Annotated in this window: 17 protein-coding genes and 1 pseudogene; all 18 read right to left on the bottom strand. The window is 37.5% G+C overall.

Going from position 1 to position 14,090, the window contains the following annotated elements:
- Positions 1 to 54: 54 nt before the first annotated feature.
- Complete coding sequence (locus CYJ37_RS25820; protein ID WP_101552920.1) at positions 55 to 900, bottom strand: hypothetical protein; 846 nt, start codon at positions 898 to 900, stop codon at positions 55 to 57.
- A 184-nt stretch (positions 901 to 1,084) separates the two neighbouring features.
- Positions 1,085 to 2,476, bottom strand: coding sequence for a vWA domain-containing protein (locus CYJ37_RS25815; protein WP_101552918.1), 1,392 nt, complete (start codon positions 2,474 to 2,476; stop codon positions 1,085 to 1,087).
- A 236-nt stretch (positions 2,477 to 2,712) separates the two neighbouring features.
- Positions 2,713 to 3,558 carry a hypothetical protein gene (locus tag CYJ37_RS25810; protein ID WP_101552916.1) on the bottom strand — a complete coding sequence of 282 codons (846 nt, stop codon included), beginning with the start codon at positions 3,556 to 3,558 and terminating at the stop codon, positions 2,713 to 2,715.
- Positions 3,559 to 3,629: 71 nt separating this feature from the next.
- Entirely contained in the window at positions 3,630 to 4,472 is an 843-nt protein-coding gene (locus tag CYJ37_RS25805; protein ID WP_101552914.1) for a hypothetical protein, read from the bottom strand.
- Between the two features lie 34 nt (positions 4,473 to 4,506).
- Positions 4,507 to 5,346 carry a hypothetical protein gene (locus tag CYJ37_RS25800; RefSeq protein ID WP_101552912.1) on the bottom strand — a complete coding sequence of 280 codons (840 nt, stop codon included), beginning with the start codon at positions 5,344 to 5,346 and terminating at the stop codon, positions 4,507 to 4,509.
- A 180-nt stretch (positions 5,347 to 5,526) separates the two neighbouring features.
- Positions 5,527 to 6,366, bottom strand: coding sequence for a hypothetical protein (locus CYJ37_RS25795; RefSeq protein WP_101552910.1), 840 nt, complete (start codon positions 6,364 to 6,366; stop codon positions 5,527 to 5,529).
- 135 nt (positions 6,367 to 6,501) lie between these two features.
- Positions 6,502 to 6,972, bottom strand: a complete 471-nt coding sequence (locus CYJ37_RS25790) for a hypothetical protein (RefSeq protein ID WP_101552908.1) — start codon at positions 6,970 to 6,972, stop codon at positions 6,502 to 6,504.
- An 89-nt stretch (positions 6,973 to 7,061) separates the two neighbouring features.
- Positions 7,062 to 7,334, bottom strand: a complete 273-nt coding sequence (locus CYJ37_RS25785) for a hypothetical protein (protein WP_101552906.1) — start codon at positions 7,332 to 7,334, stop codon at positions 7,062 to 7,064.
- A gap of 86 nt (positions 7,335 to 7,420) precedes the next feature.
- On the bottom strand, positions 7,421 to 7,717 hold the full coding sequence (locus CYJ37_RS25780) for a hypothetical protein (RefSeq protein WP_101552904.1): 297 nt from the start codon (positions 7,715 to 7,717) through the stop codon (positions 7,421 to 7,423).
- A gap of 86 nt (positions 7,718 to 7,803) precedes the next feature.
- Entirely contained in the window at positions 7,804 to 8,184 is a 381-nt protein-coding gene (locus CYJ37_RS25775; RefSeq protein WP_101552901.1) for a hypothetical protein, read from the bottom strand.
- A gap of 147 nt (positions 8,185 to 8,331) precedes the next feature.
- Positions 8,332 to 8,766: an SMI1/KNR4 family protein gene (locus tag CYJ37_RS25770; RefSeq protein ID WP_101552899.1), complete on the bottom strand. Its 435-nt coding sequence runs from the start codon at positions 8,764 to 8,766 to the stop codon at positions 8,332 to 8,334.
- 1 nt (position 8,767) lies between these two features.
- The gene (locus CYJ37_RS25765) at positions 8,768 to 9,091 is read right to left on the bottom strand and encodes an HNH/ENDO VII family nuclease (RefSeq protein WP_035322012.1); all 324 of its coding nucleotides are present in this window, start codon (positions 9,089 to 9,091) and stop codon (positions 8,768 to 8,770) included.
- 207 nt (positions 9,092 to 9,298) lie between these two features.
- Positions 9,299 to 9,469, bottom strand: a pseudogene (locus CYJ37_RS25760) (IS110 family transposase); the annotation flags it as partial.
- A gap of 320 nt (positions 9,470 to 9,789) precedes the next feature.
- The gene (locus tag CYJ37_RS25755; protein WP_101552897.1) at positions 9,790 to 10,206 is read right to left on the bottom strand and encodes an immunity 70 family protein; all 417 of its coding nucleotides are present in this window, start codon (positions 10,204 to 10,206) and stop codon (positions 9,790 to 9,792) included.
- 14 nt (positions 10,207 to 10,220) lie between these two features.
- Positions 10,221 to 11,741, bottom strand: a complete 1,521-nt coding sequence (locus tag CYJ37_RS26960; RefSeq protein ID WP_142385324.1) for a pre-toxin TG domain-containing protein — start codon at positions 11,739 to 11,741, stop codon at positions 10,221 to 10,223.
- A 27-nt stretch (positions 11,742 to 11,768) separates the two neighbouring features.
- The gene (locus tag CYJ37_RS25745) at positions 11,769 to 12,413 is read right to left on the bottom strand and encodes a Yip1 family protein (RefSeq protein ID WP_101552895.1); all 645 of its coding nucleotides are present in this window, start codon (positions 12,411 to 12,413) and stop codon (positions 11,769 to 11,771) included.
- Between the two features lie 62 nt (positions 12,414 to 12,475).
- Positions 12,476 to 13,276 (bottom strand): hypothetical protein, encoded by an 801-nt coding sequence (locus CYJ37_RS25740; RefSeq protein ID WP_101552893.1) that lies wholly within the window; start codon positions 13,274 to 13,276, stop codon positions 12,476 to 12,478.
- A 36-nt stretch (positions 13,277 to 13,312) separates the two neighbouring features.
- A complete protein-coding gene (locus CYJ37_RS27490) occupies positions 13,313 to 14,038 on the bottom strand; it encodes a hypothetical protein (protein ID WP_101552891.1) in 726 nt (241 codons plus the stop codon).
- Between the last annotated feature and the right edge of the window lie 52 nt (positions 14,039 to 14,090).

Below are 14,090 nucleotides of genomic sequence, written 5' to 3'. Positions count from 1 at the left end.
ACGGATGAGGGGCGAAGGGGTTTCGTTTTGTTGAGAAAAGGCGCAGCAGCACATTCACTTATTGAAATAATTCCTGATGATAGGCACGATTTTTTCCTTGAAGTCCTTCTTCCCCTGCACCTTCCTATTCAGCCTGAGCGATTCCCGGATATTTTCCTTATCAATCTCGAGTGGATTTCCATCAGGATCTCTTTCGAAGGTGGACATGGACTTTTCTAATTCTTTCTCATTGGTCTCCATTGCTGCTTTCAAGAGGCCTTTGAGCCTGGGAGCCTTCACTTTGCCTGAGGAGACCAACTCATAAATACGTTTATATGCCGGGGCCATTGTCCGCTCTCTCAGCCCGAAAGTGTACATAATAATACTGTACCTTTCAAACTCTTCCTCCATTTTCCGCAGAAAAGCCAGGTCAAAAAAGCCTCTTTCCCTCGTAATCTCCCTTTGATAGCCTCCTACTGTATACACAATGTCCCTGATTTGCGAAGACTCTTCTATAATCACCTTCGTTAATACAAGGATTTCCTCTATGGCAGCTTCCAACTCGGGGTCTTCCCGCACCAGCTCTCCTTTATGCTTGCCCAGCAGCTTCACCATTTGCTGATAAGGCTCCATATTCATATGCATCCTTGGAACAATGCCTGTAATAGTGTTATGCACCATGGTATTGTAGGAAATTAAATAGTAAGCAGCTTCCTCAACCTTTTCAGCCTCTGGCTCCCGGCCTGATGCGTCCAAAAGCAAATACCCTGTGATTTTGCCCAATAAAGTATTGTACACCGTCAAAAAGTAATACTCGTTCCCGTCAAAATAGGCAAAATCCCACATATCCCATTTTTCGAGGAACTTCTTGTGCTTCTTGATGGTTTGGATGTGCTGTTTTGTTGGTTTGACGTTGATCATTGGGGCACCTCCGGGTCTCTGGGGTTTGTGTCATGATGATAAATGATTATTAATCAGTAAACCTATATTTGTCTTTGAATTACTTCTAACAATTAGTGCGTTGCTCAATATTTTTAAAAATATAGCTTTTTCTGTAAGTTGCCATCATCTATAAAATCATAGCCATTTATGCTAAAATCCCTGCCTACTGGGCATTTTGCTTATATTTTTCCTCGAGTACCTTTATCGCTTCTCCAAAACTTTTTTCGTTCATGCTTTTCAGCTCGGTTTTAAAGGTTTCTATCTCCTCAGCAATCCAATTATGATACTCAGCATTTTTCTGGTCTAAATACTGATAAGAATCCTTATCCATTTTTCCATTCTGCTGAAGGATGGATAAGATCATGCCGATATCCACTTTTTCAAAAGTAGCATTATGTTCTTCTGTTGTAATATAGCTAAAGATATCAATACTATTTTGAAGCTGTTTGCGTTCCAGCTTTGTTTTGTTTTGGGTTTTCCAATCTTTCCATGTTTCGGTTAAATCTGTGATTTTCTCAAACTCTTTTTGGAGCTCATTTTCATCGTTAACCTTTTGGTAGATTCCATCTGTTGCTTCTGCTATTTGAATGAGTTCATTTTGGCCTTCGAAATCTACATCAAAGCCAATCACATTAATAATTGGAGAGATATTTGAGCCAAATAAGTCCTGTGCTGCTTCAACAGGATTATCATCACATGTAGAAACACCATCGCTCACAAGGTAAATAATATTTGTGTTATTTTCTCCGTCATATTTTTCCAGGTCCTTTTTTGCTTCTCTTAAAGCCAGCCCGGTCGGAGTCCACCCAGTCGGCTGTATTTGTTTAAGAGCAACTTGCAATTTTCCCGGATCCTTTGGAGCCATCTTATAGACTTCTTCACTGCTGCTGCATGATACGTTTTTATCTGAATCAGCATTGCTGCCTTTATGGCCATATACTCTTAACCCAACCTTCGCTTCTTCAGGAAGGTGTTCCACAAACTTTGTAATTGTCTCTTTTGCCGCTTCCATCTTGGCCTTGTTTCCTGCAGGCTGAGCCATGCTTCCGGAAGCATCTAGAATAATTTCCACATTTAAATTCTCTTTCAGCTGATATCTTGACTCTTCAATATCAGGATCCCCGATCGATTGAAAACGCATTTGCCTGATCAGATCTTCAGGCCCCTTAAATTCTTTTTGAACTTTCCTTAATAGCTCTCTATAAAAATAGTCCAGCTCTTCTTGGGTAGGATCAGCAGAAATGTCGGGAAGAACTTTAAATTCTTCCAGGGTCTTTTCCGGCTCAGTGTTTGAAGGGTTAAAATCCGCGTATTCTCCTACAGGAAATCCTGCCAGCTCATCATAACTTTCAGGAAGAGGCTCTGCTTCCACAATTTCCGCTACTTTTTCTTCAGTTTCGTTCCCATTTGCTTCTTCAGCTTCCTGCTTTTCAGACTCCCCTGCATCCTGTTCTTCTTTAACCTTTTCTTCCGAAAGAGATTCTTGTTGGCTGCATGCCGGCAGAAAGATTAGCAGCAATGATAATAATAATAAAACTTTAGGCTGCAGTTTCATTTTGTTCACCTTCCCATTTGATTTGAATTTTGATATTTTTTTAACGTCTTACGGATACTTTTCTTTTTGGCTTTTTGCCGGAGTTGAAAGGGTTCTTTTGGAAGTTACAGGCACCCTTGTTTGAATCAGTCCCTGAAGTTGTTGTTAAAAACCGGTGTGACAGCATAAACATAATTTATAATCAGTGTGTGGAATACCAGCAAAGGCTGCAATATACTTCCTTGTAATTGGTTCATCTAAATTGGATTTCTTAGCATTGGAATAAATTCCTTTTCAAAATTATTTTTCAGTTTCTTTGTATAACGTTCAGTGAATAAGGCTTTGCCCTCTTTCTGTTCCATTTCGTAAATCAGACCGCCCGTTGAGTTTTCAGTAAATTTAAAGTTCTCTAAACTTCTATCTATATTTCTCACAGACTCGGGATTTATATAATAATCTGTATAGCGGATTAGCTTTTTCGTGTTTGAGAAAAAGTCTGTTATCTTTCTATTTTCTTTGAGCCAGGCATCAATCTTACTAATCCCTTGTATAGTATCTTTTTGCATATGAAGTTCGGTAAAGATTTGAAAATTGTATTCTGCAGAATTTAAAATAATCGTTTCTGTATCCTTTTCAGACAATACTCCTTTATTAAGCGTCGATTTTTCTATATCTAGTAAATTTGTATTTAATCGTTTGATTTTCACTTTACCATGCTCATAAAATTTAACCATTTCTAAATATTCATCTATATAAGTTTTGAATTTCTCTGCATCAGCTGGATATTTCCTTTTCCATTGAATCAGCAGCATTTCAAGATCCTTTAAATAGTTTAGTGATTTGTTATAGTGAACACTCATCTCCTTAGTAACATTATTTACCAAAGAAGAAGAAGTAGATAGATTCCAAAACGCTTCTAGGAAGTCTACTGAATCGGCTGGCAGAGAACTATAGATATAAAAGCCAGTATTTTCATTTTTCTTTCTATAATAATTCAAGCACCAAAAATTATTGTCACCTTTAGAGTAACTGTATGTCCATAAGTTCATATTCTCTCTATCCTTCTTATACTTTTCCGCTGCTTCCAGTGCTGGATTGCCCAACCTAAAGCCTCCTTTACAATACAACCACTAATAATAGCAAGATCTCCTTCAACCTCTTAACTTTATACAATTCATATTGTATTTCTAAGCATAGGAACAATCTCTTTTTCAAAAATAATACGTATCTCCTTAATATAGCGCTCCGTAAATAAGGCTTTCCCTTCGTTCCATTCCATATCGTAAACCCGTTCGCCTGATGGATTTTCATAGAAACTGAAATCCTTTAAGCTTTCTTCTAGATATCCTACAGATTTAGGATTTATAAAATAATCTGTATATCGGGATAATTTCCTGGTCTTTGAAACATAATCGGTAAGTTTTTTATTTTCTTGTAGCCATGCATCAATTTCTTTTATTCCTTTTAGAGTATCTTTTTGTTTATGACCCTCGGTGTATTTTAAAAAGGCGAATCCCGCAGAGTTTTGTAACACTATCTTTGTATCTTGGTTATTTAAAGTGCCCTTTTGAAGCACAGACTTTTCAATCGCCATTAGATTCGCATGCAATCGCTTTGTCTCTATTTTTCCACGTTCGTAGTACTCTACCATTTTCAGATAATCATTTATATAGTGTGCAAACTGTTCTGCCTCTGCAGAATTCCTGTTTGACCATTGTATTAGCAGCTTTTCAAGATCCTTTAAATATTCCAGTGACTTATTATAATGTGTGCTCATACCACGTGTTACTGTATTAACTAAAGAAGAAGCAGTAGACAAATGCCAAAATGCCTCTAAAATATCAGCAGAGTCCGCAGGCAGCTCACTATAGACATAAAAACCGCTGTTTTCCTTATATTTTGTATAGTTTATAGCCCAAAACTTATTGTTCCCTTTAGGGTAACAGTACGTCCACAGGTGCATTTCCTCTCGATTCCTCTTATACTTTTCCGCTTCTTGCAGGGCTTGATTAGCCAACAGATTTCCTCCTTTGCAAAAAAGTTTATTTATATCACCTGGGATTCCTGATGAGCGGCAAAGATATTTCTGCTAAATGCTTTTCCCCATCTCTCCGTTTTATTTCTTGTAAAGCAGCTTTAATATTTTGTGGATCGATATCTATCCTGTTTCCTTCAGAGTCCCTTTCAAAGGTAGCCATGGATTTTTCCAGAGCGTCTTTGTTAGACCTCTGCACATCCTTCAGCAGGCCTTTTAACTTTCTTTCATTTAATTGTCCTGTTTCCAGGAGGCGGGATAGGTGCTCATAGTCTCCTTGGAGCTCTCTCTGCCGAAGTCCGTACTTGTACATCATTTCGCTGTACTTAAGGATTTCGTCATTCATTTTTTCATAGAACACCTCGTCAAAATACCCCTTTTCGCGGGTTACCTCCCTCTGGAAGCCTCCTACTGTTAAGACAATTTCCCGTACCTCTTTCGATTCCTGGATGCTCGTCTCGCAATGCTGAATGATTCTGTCTGCACTGACAACGGTTTTACTATCAATTCCGATTAGCCTGGATTTATTCTCCTTCAATAACTCCGCCAAGTCCTCAAAAGGCTTCATGTTTGGATTGGCCCTGGGAACCAGTTCGGAAATCGTGTTGTGTACCAGCGTATTATAGCGGATCAGCATAAAAGCAGGCTCCTTCGCCTCAGCCAGCGGAACTGCCTGCCCATGACGGTTTAAAATCAAATAACCTGTGATTGCACCTGTTATGGAATGATAAGCTGTCAAAAAATAATGCTCTTTCCCGTCAGTATAAGCAAAATCCCACATATCCCACTTTTCGAGGAACTTCTTGTGCTTCTTGATGTTTTGGATGTGCTGTTTTGCTGGTTTAACGTTGATCATTTAGGCACCTCCAGCAGGTAAAATAATTACTTCTAACTGTTAATACGTTGCCACTCAATTTGAGTTTCGTGAATATCGCTTTTTCTTCCCTATTTCAACGTACCTCGATGTGAGATCACTGGCACCCTGTTGAAAAAATAAATAGCCACCTAAAAAAGATGGCTTATACTCTAGTTCGATTTAAATTGGGTTTCTTAACATTGGAATAAATTCTTCCTCAAAAATAATTCTCTGCTCCTCAACATACCGCTCGGTAAATAACGACCTTCCATCATTCCAATCCATATCATAAACCAGAGCTTCAGATTTATTTTCATAGAAATTAAAATCCTTTAGGCTTTCTTCTAAAATACCAACTGATCTTGAATTGATGAAATAGTCTGTGTATCTTATTAACTTTTTAGTGTTTGAAAAAAAGCTGCCTTTTCCTTTATTTTTTTTCAACCACTTATCTATTTCTCCAATCCCCCTGAGAGTAGCTTTTTGTTTATGAAGTTCGGTATACTTTAATAAATTATATTCTGCACAGTTTAAGAGAATAGCCTCGGTATCCTGATCAGTTAATTCGCCCTTTTGCATTATCGCTTTTTCGATACTAATCAAGTTTCTATTTAGTCGTTTTGTTTCGGCTTTTCCATCTTCATAATGCCTTACCATCTGGGAATATTCATTTAGATGAGAGGAAAAAATTTTTTCAAATTCTTTATCTTTACTCTTCAAGCGGTGCAACAGTTTTTCCAAGTCTGTTAAAAACACTAACGATTTATTATAGTGTTCATTCATATCCTTCGTTATCCCGTTAATTAAGGAAGAAGACATAGCTAAATGCCAAAAAGCATTTTTAAGGGTCAGGTAATCCACCGGTTTTTCACTATAAACAAAGAAACCTGTATTTTCATTATGCTTAGAGTAGTTTATGCACCAGATTTTATTGCCTTCATCAGGATAATAATATGACCATTTTTTCAAATGTTCTGAATGTCTTTTATATCTATTTGCTGCTTCCAGGGCGTGTTCCATGAACTGGTCCCCCTTTCTCCCTTTTTACAGAACACTCCATCACTATAATGAACCTGCTGCCAAAGCGCCATAAAACCGACCTTACAGCAGGTACGGCCAGGATCAAAATACTGTCATCATTTAAATCATATTTAATCAAACTGGGTTTCTGAGCATAGGAATAAATTCCTTTTCAAAAATAGTTCGCTGTTTCTCAATATACCTCTCGGTAAAGATAACCAAGCCCTCATCCCTGTCCATTTCATAGATTTTTTGTCCCAAAGTTTTTTCGTAAAATCTGAATTCACCCAGACTTTCGTCTAAATACCCTACAGATTTCTTATCAATGAAATAGTCAGTATAACGCATTAACTTTTTAGTGTTTGAAAAAAAGCCTCTTTTATTCTCTTTCAGCCAAGTATCTATTTCACCAATTCCCCTAAGTGTAGCTTTTTGTTTATGGAGCTCGGTATACTTCAAAAAATTAAATTCTGCACAGTTTAAAAGAATTGCTTCAGAATCCTGATCAGTTAAATTTCCCCTTTGCTTTATTGCTTGTTCAATATCAATCAAGTTTCTATTCAGTCGTTTTGTTTCGAATTTTCCATCTTCATAATGCCTTACCATCTGAAAATACTCATCTAAATAAGATGAAAATCTCTTTCCGATCTCTCCATTTTTTCCTATCCAGCGATTCAGCAGTTTTTCTAAGTCTGTTAATACACTAACGATTTATTATAATGTTCGTTCATACCTACTGTGACCCCATTAATTAAGGAAGAAGACATAGCTAAATGCCAAAAAGCATTTTTAAGGGTAAGATAATCCACCGAATTTTCACTATAAACATAGAAACCAGTATTTTCATTATGCTTAGAGTAGTTTATGCACCAGATTTTATTGTCTTTTTCAGGATAATAATATGACCATTTTTTCATATGTTCTGAATGTCTTTTATACCTGTTCGCTGCTTCCAGGGCGAGGTCCATGTTTAATCCCCCTCTTTTCCGACTTGATCCAAGACTATATAGGTTCGCCATCATGCTTAACCCTACGGGATGAAAAATGGCTGTCATCATTTAGTGGTATATTTATAAGGAACTTCAAGTTTAATCGGGGTTCTCAGCATGGGAATGAAGTCTTTTTCAAAAATGACCTGCAGCTGCTTACTATAACGTTCAGTGAATAATGCTTTTCCTTCATTCCAGTCCATATCATAAACCAGACCGCCTGAAGCGTTCTCACCAAAGCTGAAGTCCTCTAAGCTCTCATCTATATATCTCACAGATTTTGGGTTTATATAATAGTCTGTAAAGCGGAGCAGTTTTCTCGTTTGGGAAAAAAAGTCTATGATCTTTCTGTTTTCTTTCAACCAGGTATCAATCCTGCTAATGCCCTGTATAGTAAATTTTTGCATAAGAAGTTCGGTGTACCTGTAAAAATTGTATTCTGCAGAGTTTAATATAACAGCTTCTGTATTTTGTCTGTTAAGACCCCTTCAAGCATAGATTTTTCAATATCCAGCAAATTACTATGTAACCTCTTTGTCTCTTCTTTACCGTGTTCATAGAACTTTACCATTCTTAAATATTCATCAATATAAAATTTGAATGGCTTTGTATCAGCAGGATTTTTCTTTTTCCAATCTATCAGCTTTTCCAGGTTCTTGATATATTGCAGTGATTTATTATAGCTGACACTCATTTCCTTAGTTACAACATTGATTAGAGAGGAAGCAGTTGATAAATTCCAGTATGCTTCTAAAATTTCGGAAGAGCTCGCAGGTTGTTCACAAAATATGAAAAAACCCGTATTTTCACTAGCTTTAGTGAAGTTCAAACCTCAGAATCTCTTCTCATTTATTGAATAATAATAGGTCCACGGATTCATAACTTCCCTATCTCTTTTATATTTGCTTGCAGCTTCGAGCATTTTTTCGGTTACCATACAACACCTCTTAATAACTTTGAAAGGCACATAACCAAATCATTGAACACAATTAAAATATGCCTTCAAGAAATCAAAAAACGATAACCAACTTTCCTTTAACTCACCTTTAATAAGCAGTTCATCTCCACCCTCAAAATTAACTATATAAACTTTATCTGTTACAGTATCCAGTACTAATACAGCATTTGCTGACATTTCACTTATAACCAGATATTGCTTCGGAAAACCATGTTCTTTTCTAGAAATCAGTGTGTATGATTCAATATTGTTTTCTTCATCTGCTATATCTAGTAATTCAAAGGGTACATGCTCTTCCCAAAAAGGTCCTGCATACTGGTTATAAAATTCTTGGAAAGTATCCGATGCGTTTACACCTAGCCTTATTAAAGCATCCTGTACTAGAATGCTATCTTCACGTTTATATAGTTCTTCTCTTAGAACTTCATCTAGTCCCTCAGGCAATACGCTCATATTATCTTCCTCCTAAAGCTTCTTCTCCTCGTATTTTCCAATAATTAATAGAATCTACTTTTTGAAACGCTCCTCTAGTTGTCTCATCCATTGGATAAAATGGGTTTAACTTTCCTTTATAGGGATGAAGTGGAGCTCTTTTAGCATTAGCGATATTATGGTACCTTGTTGAAGCTTCATATAGTGGTCCAACGCCTTTTTGTTGTGAATGATGCAATGTGGCAACACTACCTGCTTCATCAAGAATAGGAGCAAGTCCGTATTTCGCAGATGCCTCAGCATTTGTTAGTCCACGACCTTTTTTAGCACCTTTTGTTCGAACCATATCCCAATTAATATCTCCTCTTTGATATACATTATAAGTAAATCCTGTGCCATCTTTACCTGCATTATATTCTACACTTCGAGTAAAATATTTATTATTTTTATAGTCCTTTAGATGTTGATAGGTTTCTTTACCAGTACCCTTAGGAACATCTAAATAAGTACTTAATAAAAGGATGGCAGTCTATTCAACCACCACCCAAACTGATTAACTTGCCTTCGTTTCAGGCATTCTTGGCAGAATATAAGCCGTTTTATTTTTCATCATACCATAGACAATTCTGACTAATCTCCTCATAATACAGAGAAGGGCTTGTGACTTGGATTTCCCTTCACTTTGCTTTTGATTATAGTAAGCATAAAACACAGGATTACGAGGAATTTTACTTCCCTTACTTACGTAAAAGTTGCGAAAAAAATTAAAAGGACAGAGAAAGCAAAGGTATCGTATTGGAGAATAAAAATGGTGGTAACTGATGGTTTTTTGATAATTTCATGAGATAGAATAAATTTAATAGGACATACATTTTAAAGTAGCTGTACGTACTCTATAATTTGATAAAACATCACATAGGGATTACAAGTGTTATCTCTATTCTATTATTAACAAGCAGTTTATTCGACACTCCGAATCACCTAAACAATAACAAAAATGACCTTGATATAGTTTCAAGGTCAAAAATAGAAGGATATTATTATTTACAAATTTTCTATATAAACATCTGAATTAGTTTTTAGTCCCTTCTCTAATGCTTTCAATAACATACCTATTAAGTCCTCACCCTCACTTGTTATAAAGTAATTAGATAAGTTACTGATATCTTTACTTATATTATCCCCCCAAGGTGGTCTTTTAGATAAGTCTTCAATATCCCATATTACTTGTGATGGACTATAATTCTGCAACTTCTTTTTAATTGCTTCTAATTCAGTTATTGCGCTATCAATATTCTTATGCTCAAGTTTCCCGTTATAGAGTTCATTTAATAAGAATGGATACTCGGTCCCCCATCCATTTTGCTCTAATCGATAGCTTATTGTAGAGAAAAAAGAGTGTAAGAAATCACCATGCCCAACTTGATACCAATAATACTTCACCTTAAATCCCACAGCCATTCTTCTCACCTCAATCAATTTGTTTTAAATCTTATATCTACTTTACCATTTGTTTTATTCATAATCTTTTCATACAATTTATCAAGTATTTCATCTGATACATTCTGTCCTCTAATATCAATTATAACAGACTGTTTTGTACCGTTAGGTAAATCACTTAATCTTTTTTCTACCTGTTTTGACACGTTATTAACCAATCTACTACGTCCGCTTGAAGTAGTAATCTTATAATTTTTCACCTCAATGCTATGCCCAGTCTGATACAAATCTGGTCTAGAACTACCTTTTTCTCCATAAGGTACTTCTTTACCATCTTTAAAAGACTTTTGAGCATTATACTCAGGGAAATCATTCTCTACATCAATTTCAGACTGTCTCCATGATGGTCTAGTTTTATCTATACCCTTACCATTCCCCACAGTATCTCCAACTGTAGGCTTAATCTGATCCTTATCAGAAGATTTACTATCATCCTTGGAAGCAACTGCCGCTTTCCCTCTATCCTTCTTGCCATTATCAGCAAGATTAGCCTTCTTATTGGCTTTATTCCCCGCATCCGCGATTTTTCCTGCTTTATCAAGTACCTTAACAGGCTTGACAGCTATGCCAGCTAATGACAGGAATCTTTGTCCGCCGCCGAGTCTTTCTTTCGTTTCAGGATCTACTCCGGTGGCGAAAGCCTCGAAGTCCTCTGCGAAGTCCATGGCGATTTCACCGCTGAATACATAGTCTCCAAAGTCCTTAACACTGTCTTTTGAGAATAAGTATTTAGCCACCCGCTTACCGGAGTCTCCCCATTCTGATGCTTTACCCTTTGCATCAGCCAACATCTTTCCGGAAGAGACATAATCCAAGCCCTCAGACAGCTTTTTCTTTAAGCCGCCATTTGCTATAAAATCATATCCATCATTAAAGCCGCTCTTCACATCGCTGGCAAACTTTTCAGAAAATAGATAATCGGCCGTATTGACTGCATCATCCCATAATCCTTTTCCGGTATCTTTTAAACCTTTACCAACCCGGCTGAGATAATCCTTAATATGTTTGCTGTCAGTTAAAAACTCTTTTAATGAAGGATTTTGATAGTCATTGCTCTCATTACCGCCCTCATAACCGGGGAGCTTCCAGAGCTGCTCTGAACTGCCATGCTGACTACCAGATGCATCCGGGTCTCCTCCCTCCAATTTATCATGATCAAAGTTAGACTCAAAGTTAAAATCATCGGGAGTAAACTGCCCGGGAGCAGTTTCGCCAGGAGAGCCTTTTCCGGGTGATGATACACCAGAATCAGCATTACCTGGTTCAACAGTTCCTGGACTGGTCGTACCGGGGTCGAATTCTCCCGGATCAAAAGTTCCGGGACTAAATGTTCCAGGGTCGAATTGCCCCGGATCAAAGGTGCCAGGGCTGAATGTGCCGGGAGAAAAGGTGCCAGGGCTGAATTTGCTTCCTGCGTAGACACCAGGAATATAAGCCGTCAAAAAGAGAACAAAAGCTAAGAATGCAGCAAGGTATTTAATCGTATGCTTATTCAATGACTAGACTCCTTTCAGGCAATTTAATTAGGCTGTAACAAAAACAAGCAGGATAGCCAGCAATAGTACAAAAAGACCTGGCACAATAATAACCCCAAGCCCCTTCCAGGCGGAAAACTGATGTGCTTCCGCTACTCCCTTCACTAAAATGACGGCATACCAGACAGTAAGAACGATTTCCAGGAAAGAGGTAAATAGAATAATGATCACACCGAATCCATTAACATCAGACAAATACTGTGAAAATGCCCCGTCCCCCATGATCCCAAGATCCGGAATCCACAAAAGCAAAGAAGCAATTATCGGGATATTTGACCAGGCAACCGCGTACAGCATTTCCTTAAAAGTGGACTCCCCACCGAAGAGTTTGCCGATGCCAAAGTAAACTGCACTAAAGAATACCCAGGATATCAACCCAAGAACAGGTCCTGCAAACAGGCCAATTAATACAATCCCCCCTGCCGAAGCATTTGCCTTATCAGCGAGATTGCCAGTAGAAGCTGAGTCTAAAAAATAGGAAATCCCGGCCAAAGCCGCAAGTAAAAACAGCCAGCCAAACTTCGAGTGATTCATTTGATGCCGAATGGTTTCCCTCGGTGCAGTCCATATGGATATGATTGGCCTCTTACTTTTCTTCTTTTCTGACGGTATTGCTTCAACATGCTGATTCATGAGAAAACCTCCTAAATTTCAAAAATATAGCCGTATGACGTTATTTCATACGGCTTTTATGGTCACTTCGGATTGAGCAGGAGCTTATATAATTCTTCCGGCTTGTCATACTCATCAACTGGTATATCTTCCTTCACCATTTCCTTCAACTCTGGCATATCTCTGGCTGTTTCAGAATTACTATTCAACATATGTGGTTCATTTCTCTTAATCCAGAAATAATCTATTAGGAGAGAAGGTTTCCTAAAAATCATGGTGTTTAAATAGGCTAAAATATCCTTTCGGTCTCTTTCAATCTCTAGCTGCTCTTCATTTTTGCGGACGGCTGCCCTTACCATTTCCACAACATAGGCCCTTACTTGTTTTTGGATATCTTCTGTTACTAACTCAGTATCATTTGCCTCTACTAATAGGTCTGTACCTTTTTCGACGCTCTTAAAGATGATATCCTGGTCTTCTCTCAATTTCTTAGCAGAATCCAAACAGCGCCTTATACTTTCCATAATCTCGGGAGATGCTGCACCCTCAAGTTTTCCCTTCAGGGATAAGAGAGTTTTTTCCCACTTTTTATACAGTTTTGCTGAAGGGGATATCGCCCAATCTGCCCCTGTACTGACAATTGTAGAGCCAGCAGTTTTATAAAAATGAACAACAAGAGTGGCTCTTTTGACCTCTTCATAGGGAGGAACAGATCCATCCTCCCTGATGAATAGATCTTGTAGAGAGGGATAGTAACTTATGACGTAATATATTTGCCCGTTATAGTCAAACTTTGATGGCAGGCAATCTATTCTATTGCTGGAGGGATCATATTCCTCAGCTGTTTTTTTAATATGTTCTGGCAGTTTGCTATAGGTGAGCATATATGATTCCCCTTTTATTGCTATTTTTTGTACCTCTTAAGACAGGACATCTTCTGATATATGAGCTGTAAACAGTTCATTTCCTTTGCTTTCAATCTCTTTATTAATATAAATATAGCTGATGGAAAAAATGAAAACCGGAATAATAAAGCAATTAATAAAAATCAGCAAGGCATTAATAATGAAGAAAGAATTAGTCAAACCGGCACTCAGGAAAAAGGTTGCTCCGCTTATGATTGAGTCAACCAGAATAAAAAACAGGACCAGAAGGGTAAGGGAGAGGAATTTTTTCCACCCGAGGTGTATTGATTTCTTCATTGCACTACCCCATTTAGCATTATTCAGGACTGCCGTTTGCGGCACACACAGGAAAAAAATCATAAGGACAATTCCCGGTACAATGAAAAGTAAAAAGCCTATGAGTGAGAGAATAGCTGTAATAATACCCAATATATAGACATGAAAGCCATTTTTAAAAATATCGCCTATGATTTTCTTCATGCTGACTTCATCTTCCAGCATGTCATATTTAATAAGACTAATATAGGGAATTTGGATAAACGGGAATAAAATCAAGATGAATAACAGCTGCAGAAGACTGGTCCATAATGGTATCCCAAAATACTGAAATGGAGCAGTAATATAGTTGATATAAAAGGTGAATACCAATTGTATGGGAAAAACGAACAATAACCCTATAAGGACAACTTCCTTCGTATACAAAGTGTACAAATTGATGGATTTCTTCAGTGATTCAGTCATAGTATTCCTCCAGCCTGGCATGGAAACCAAAACTATGCTTAACAGCCCAATG

The sequence above is a fragment of the Bacillus sp. UMB0728 genome (genome assembly GCF_002858875.1).
Taxonomy (GTDB): Bacteria; Bacillota; Bacilli; order Bacillales; family Cytobacillaceae; genus Bacillus_AB; species Bacillus_AB infantis.
This window is presented reverse-complemented; position numbering and strand designations above follow the sequence as displayed.

Excerpts from the sequence above, each read along its gene's own strand:
- CYJ37_RS25820 (WP_101552920.1), bottom strand. The coding sequence starts at position 900 with ATGATCAACGTCAAACCAACAAAACAGCACATCCAAACCATCAAGAAG.
- CYJ37_RS25815 (WP_101552918.1), bottom strand. The coding sequence starts at position 2,476 with ATGAAACTGCAGCCTAAAGTTTTATTATTATTATCATTGCTGCTAATC.
- CYJ37_RS25800 (WP_101552912.1), bottom strand. The coding sequence starts at position 5,346 with ATGATCAACGTTAAACCAGCAAAACAGCACATCCAAAACATCAAGAAG.
- CYJ37_RS25795 (WP_101552910.1), bottom strand. The coding sequence starts at position 6,366 with ATGGAACACGCCCTGGAAGCAGCAAATAGATATAAAAGACATTCAGAA.
- CYJ37_RS25790 (WP_101552908.1), bottom strand. The coding sequence starts at position 6,972 with ATGGTAAGGCATTATGAAGATGGAAAATTCGAAACAAAACGACTGAAT.
- CYJ37_RS25785 (WP_101552906.1), bottom strand. The coding sequence starts at position 7,334 with ATGGACCTCGCCCTGGAAGCAGCGAACAGGTATAAAAGACATTCAGAA.
- CYJ37_RS25770 (WP_101552899.1), bottom strand. The coding sequence starts at position 8,766 with ATGAGCGTATTGCCTGAGGGACTAGATGAAGTTCTAAGAGAAGAACTA.
- CYJ37_RS25765 (WP_035322012.1), bottom strand. The coding sequence starts at position 9,091 with ATGGTTCGAACAAAAGGTGCTAAAAAAGGTCGTGGACTAACAAATGCT.
- CYJ37_RS25755 (WP_101552897.1), bottom strand. The coding sequence starts at position 10,206 with ATGGCTGTGGGATTTAAGGTGAAGTATTATTGGTATCAAGTTGGGCAT.
- CYJ37_RS25745 (WP_101552895.1), bottom strand. The coding sequence starts at position 12,413 with ATGAATCAGCATGTTGAAGCAATACCGTCAGAAAAGAAGAAAAGTAAG.
- CYJ37_RS25740 (WP_101552893.1), bottom strand. The coding sequence starts at position 13,276 with ATGCTCACCTATAGCAAACTGCCAGAACATATTAAAAAAACAGCTGAG.
- CYJ37_RS27490 (WP_101552891.1), bottom strand. The coding sequence starts at position 14,038 with ATGACTGAATCACTGAAGAAATCCATCAATTTGTACACTTTGTATACG.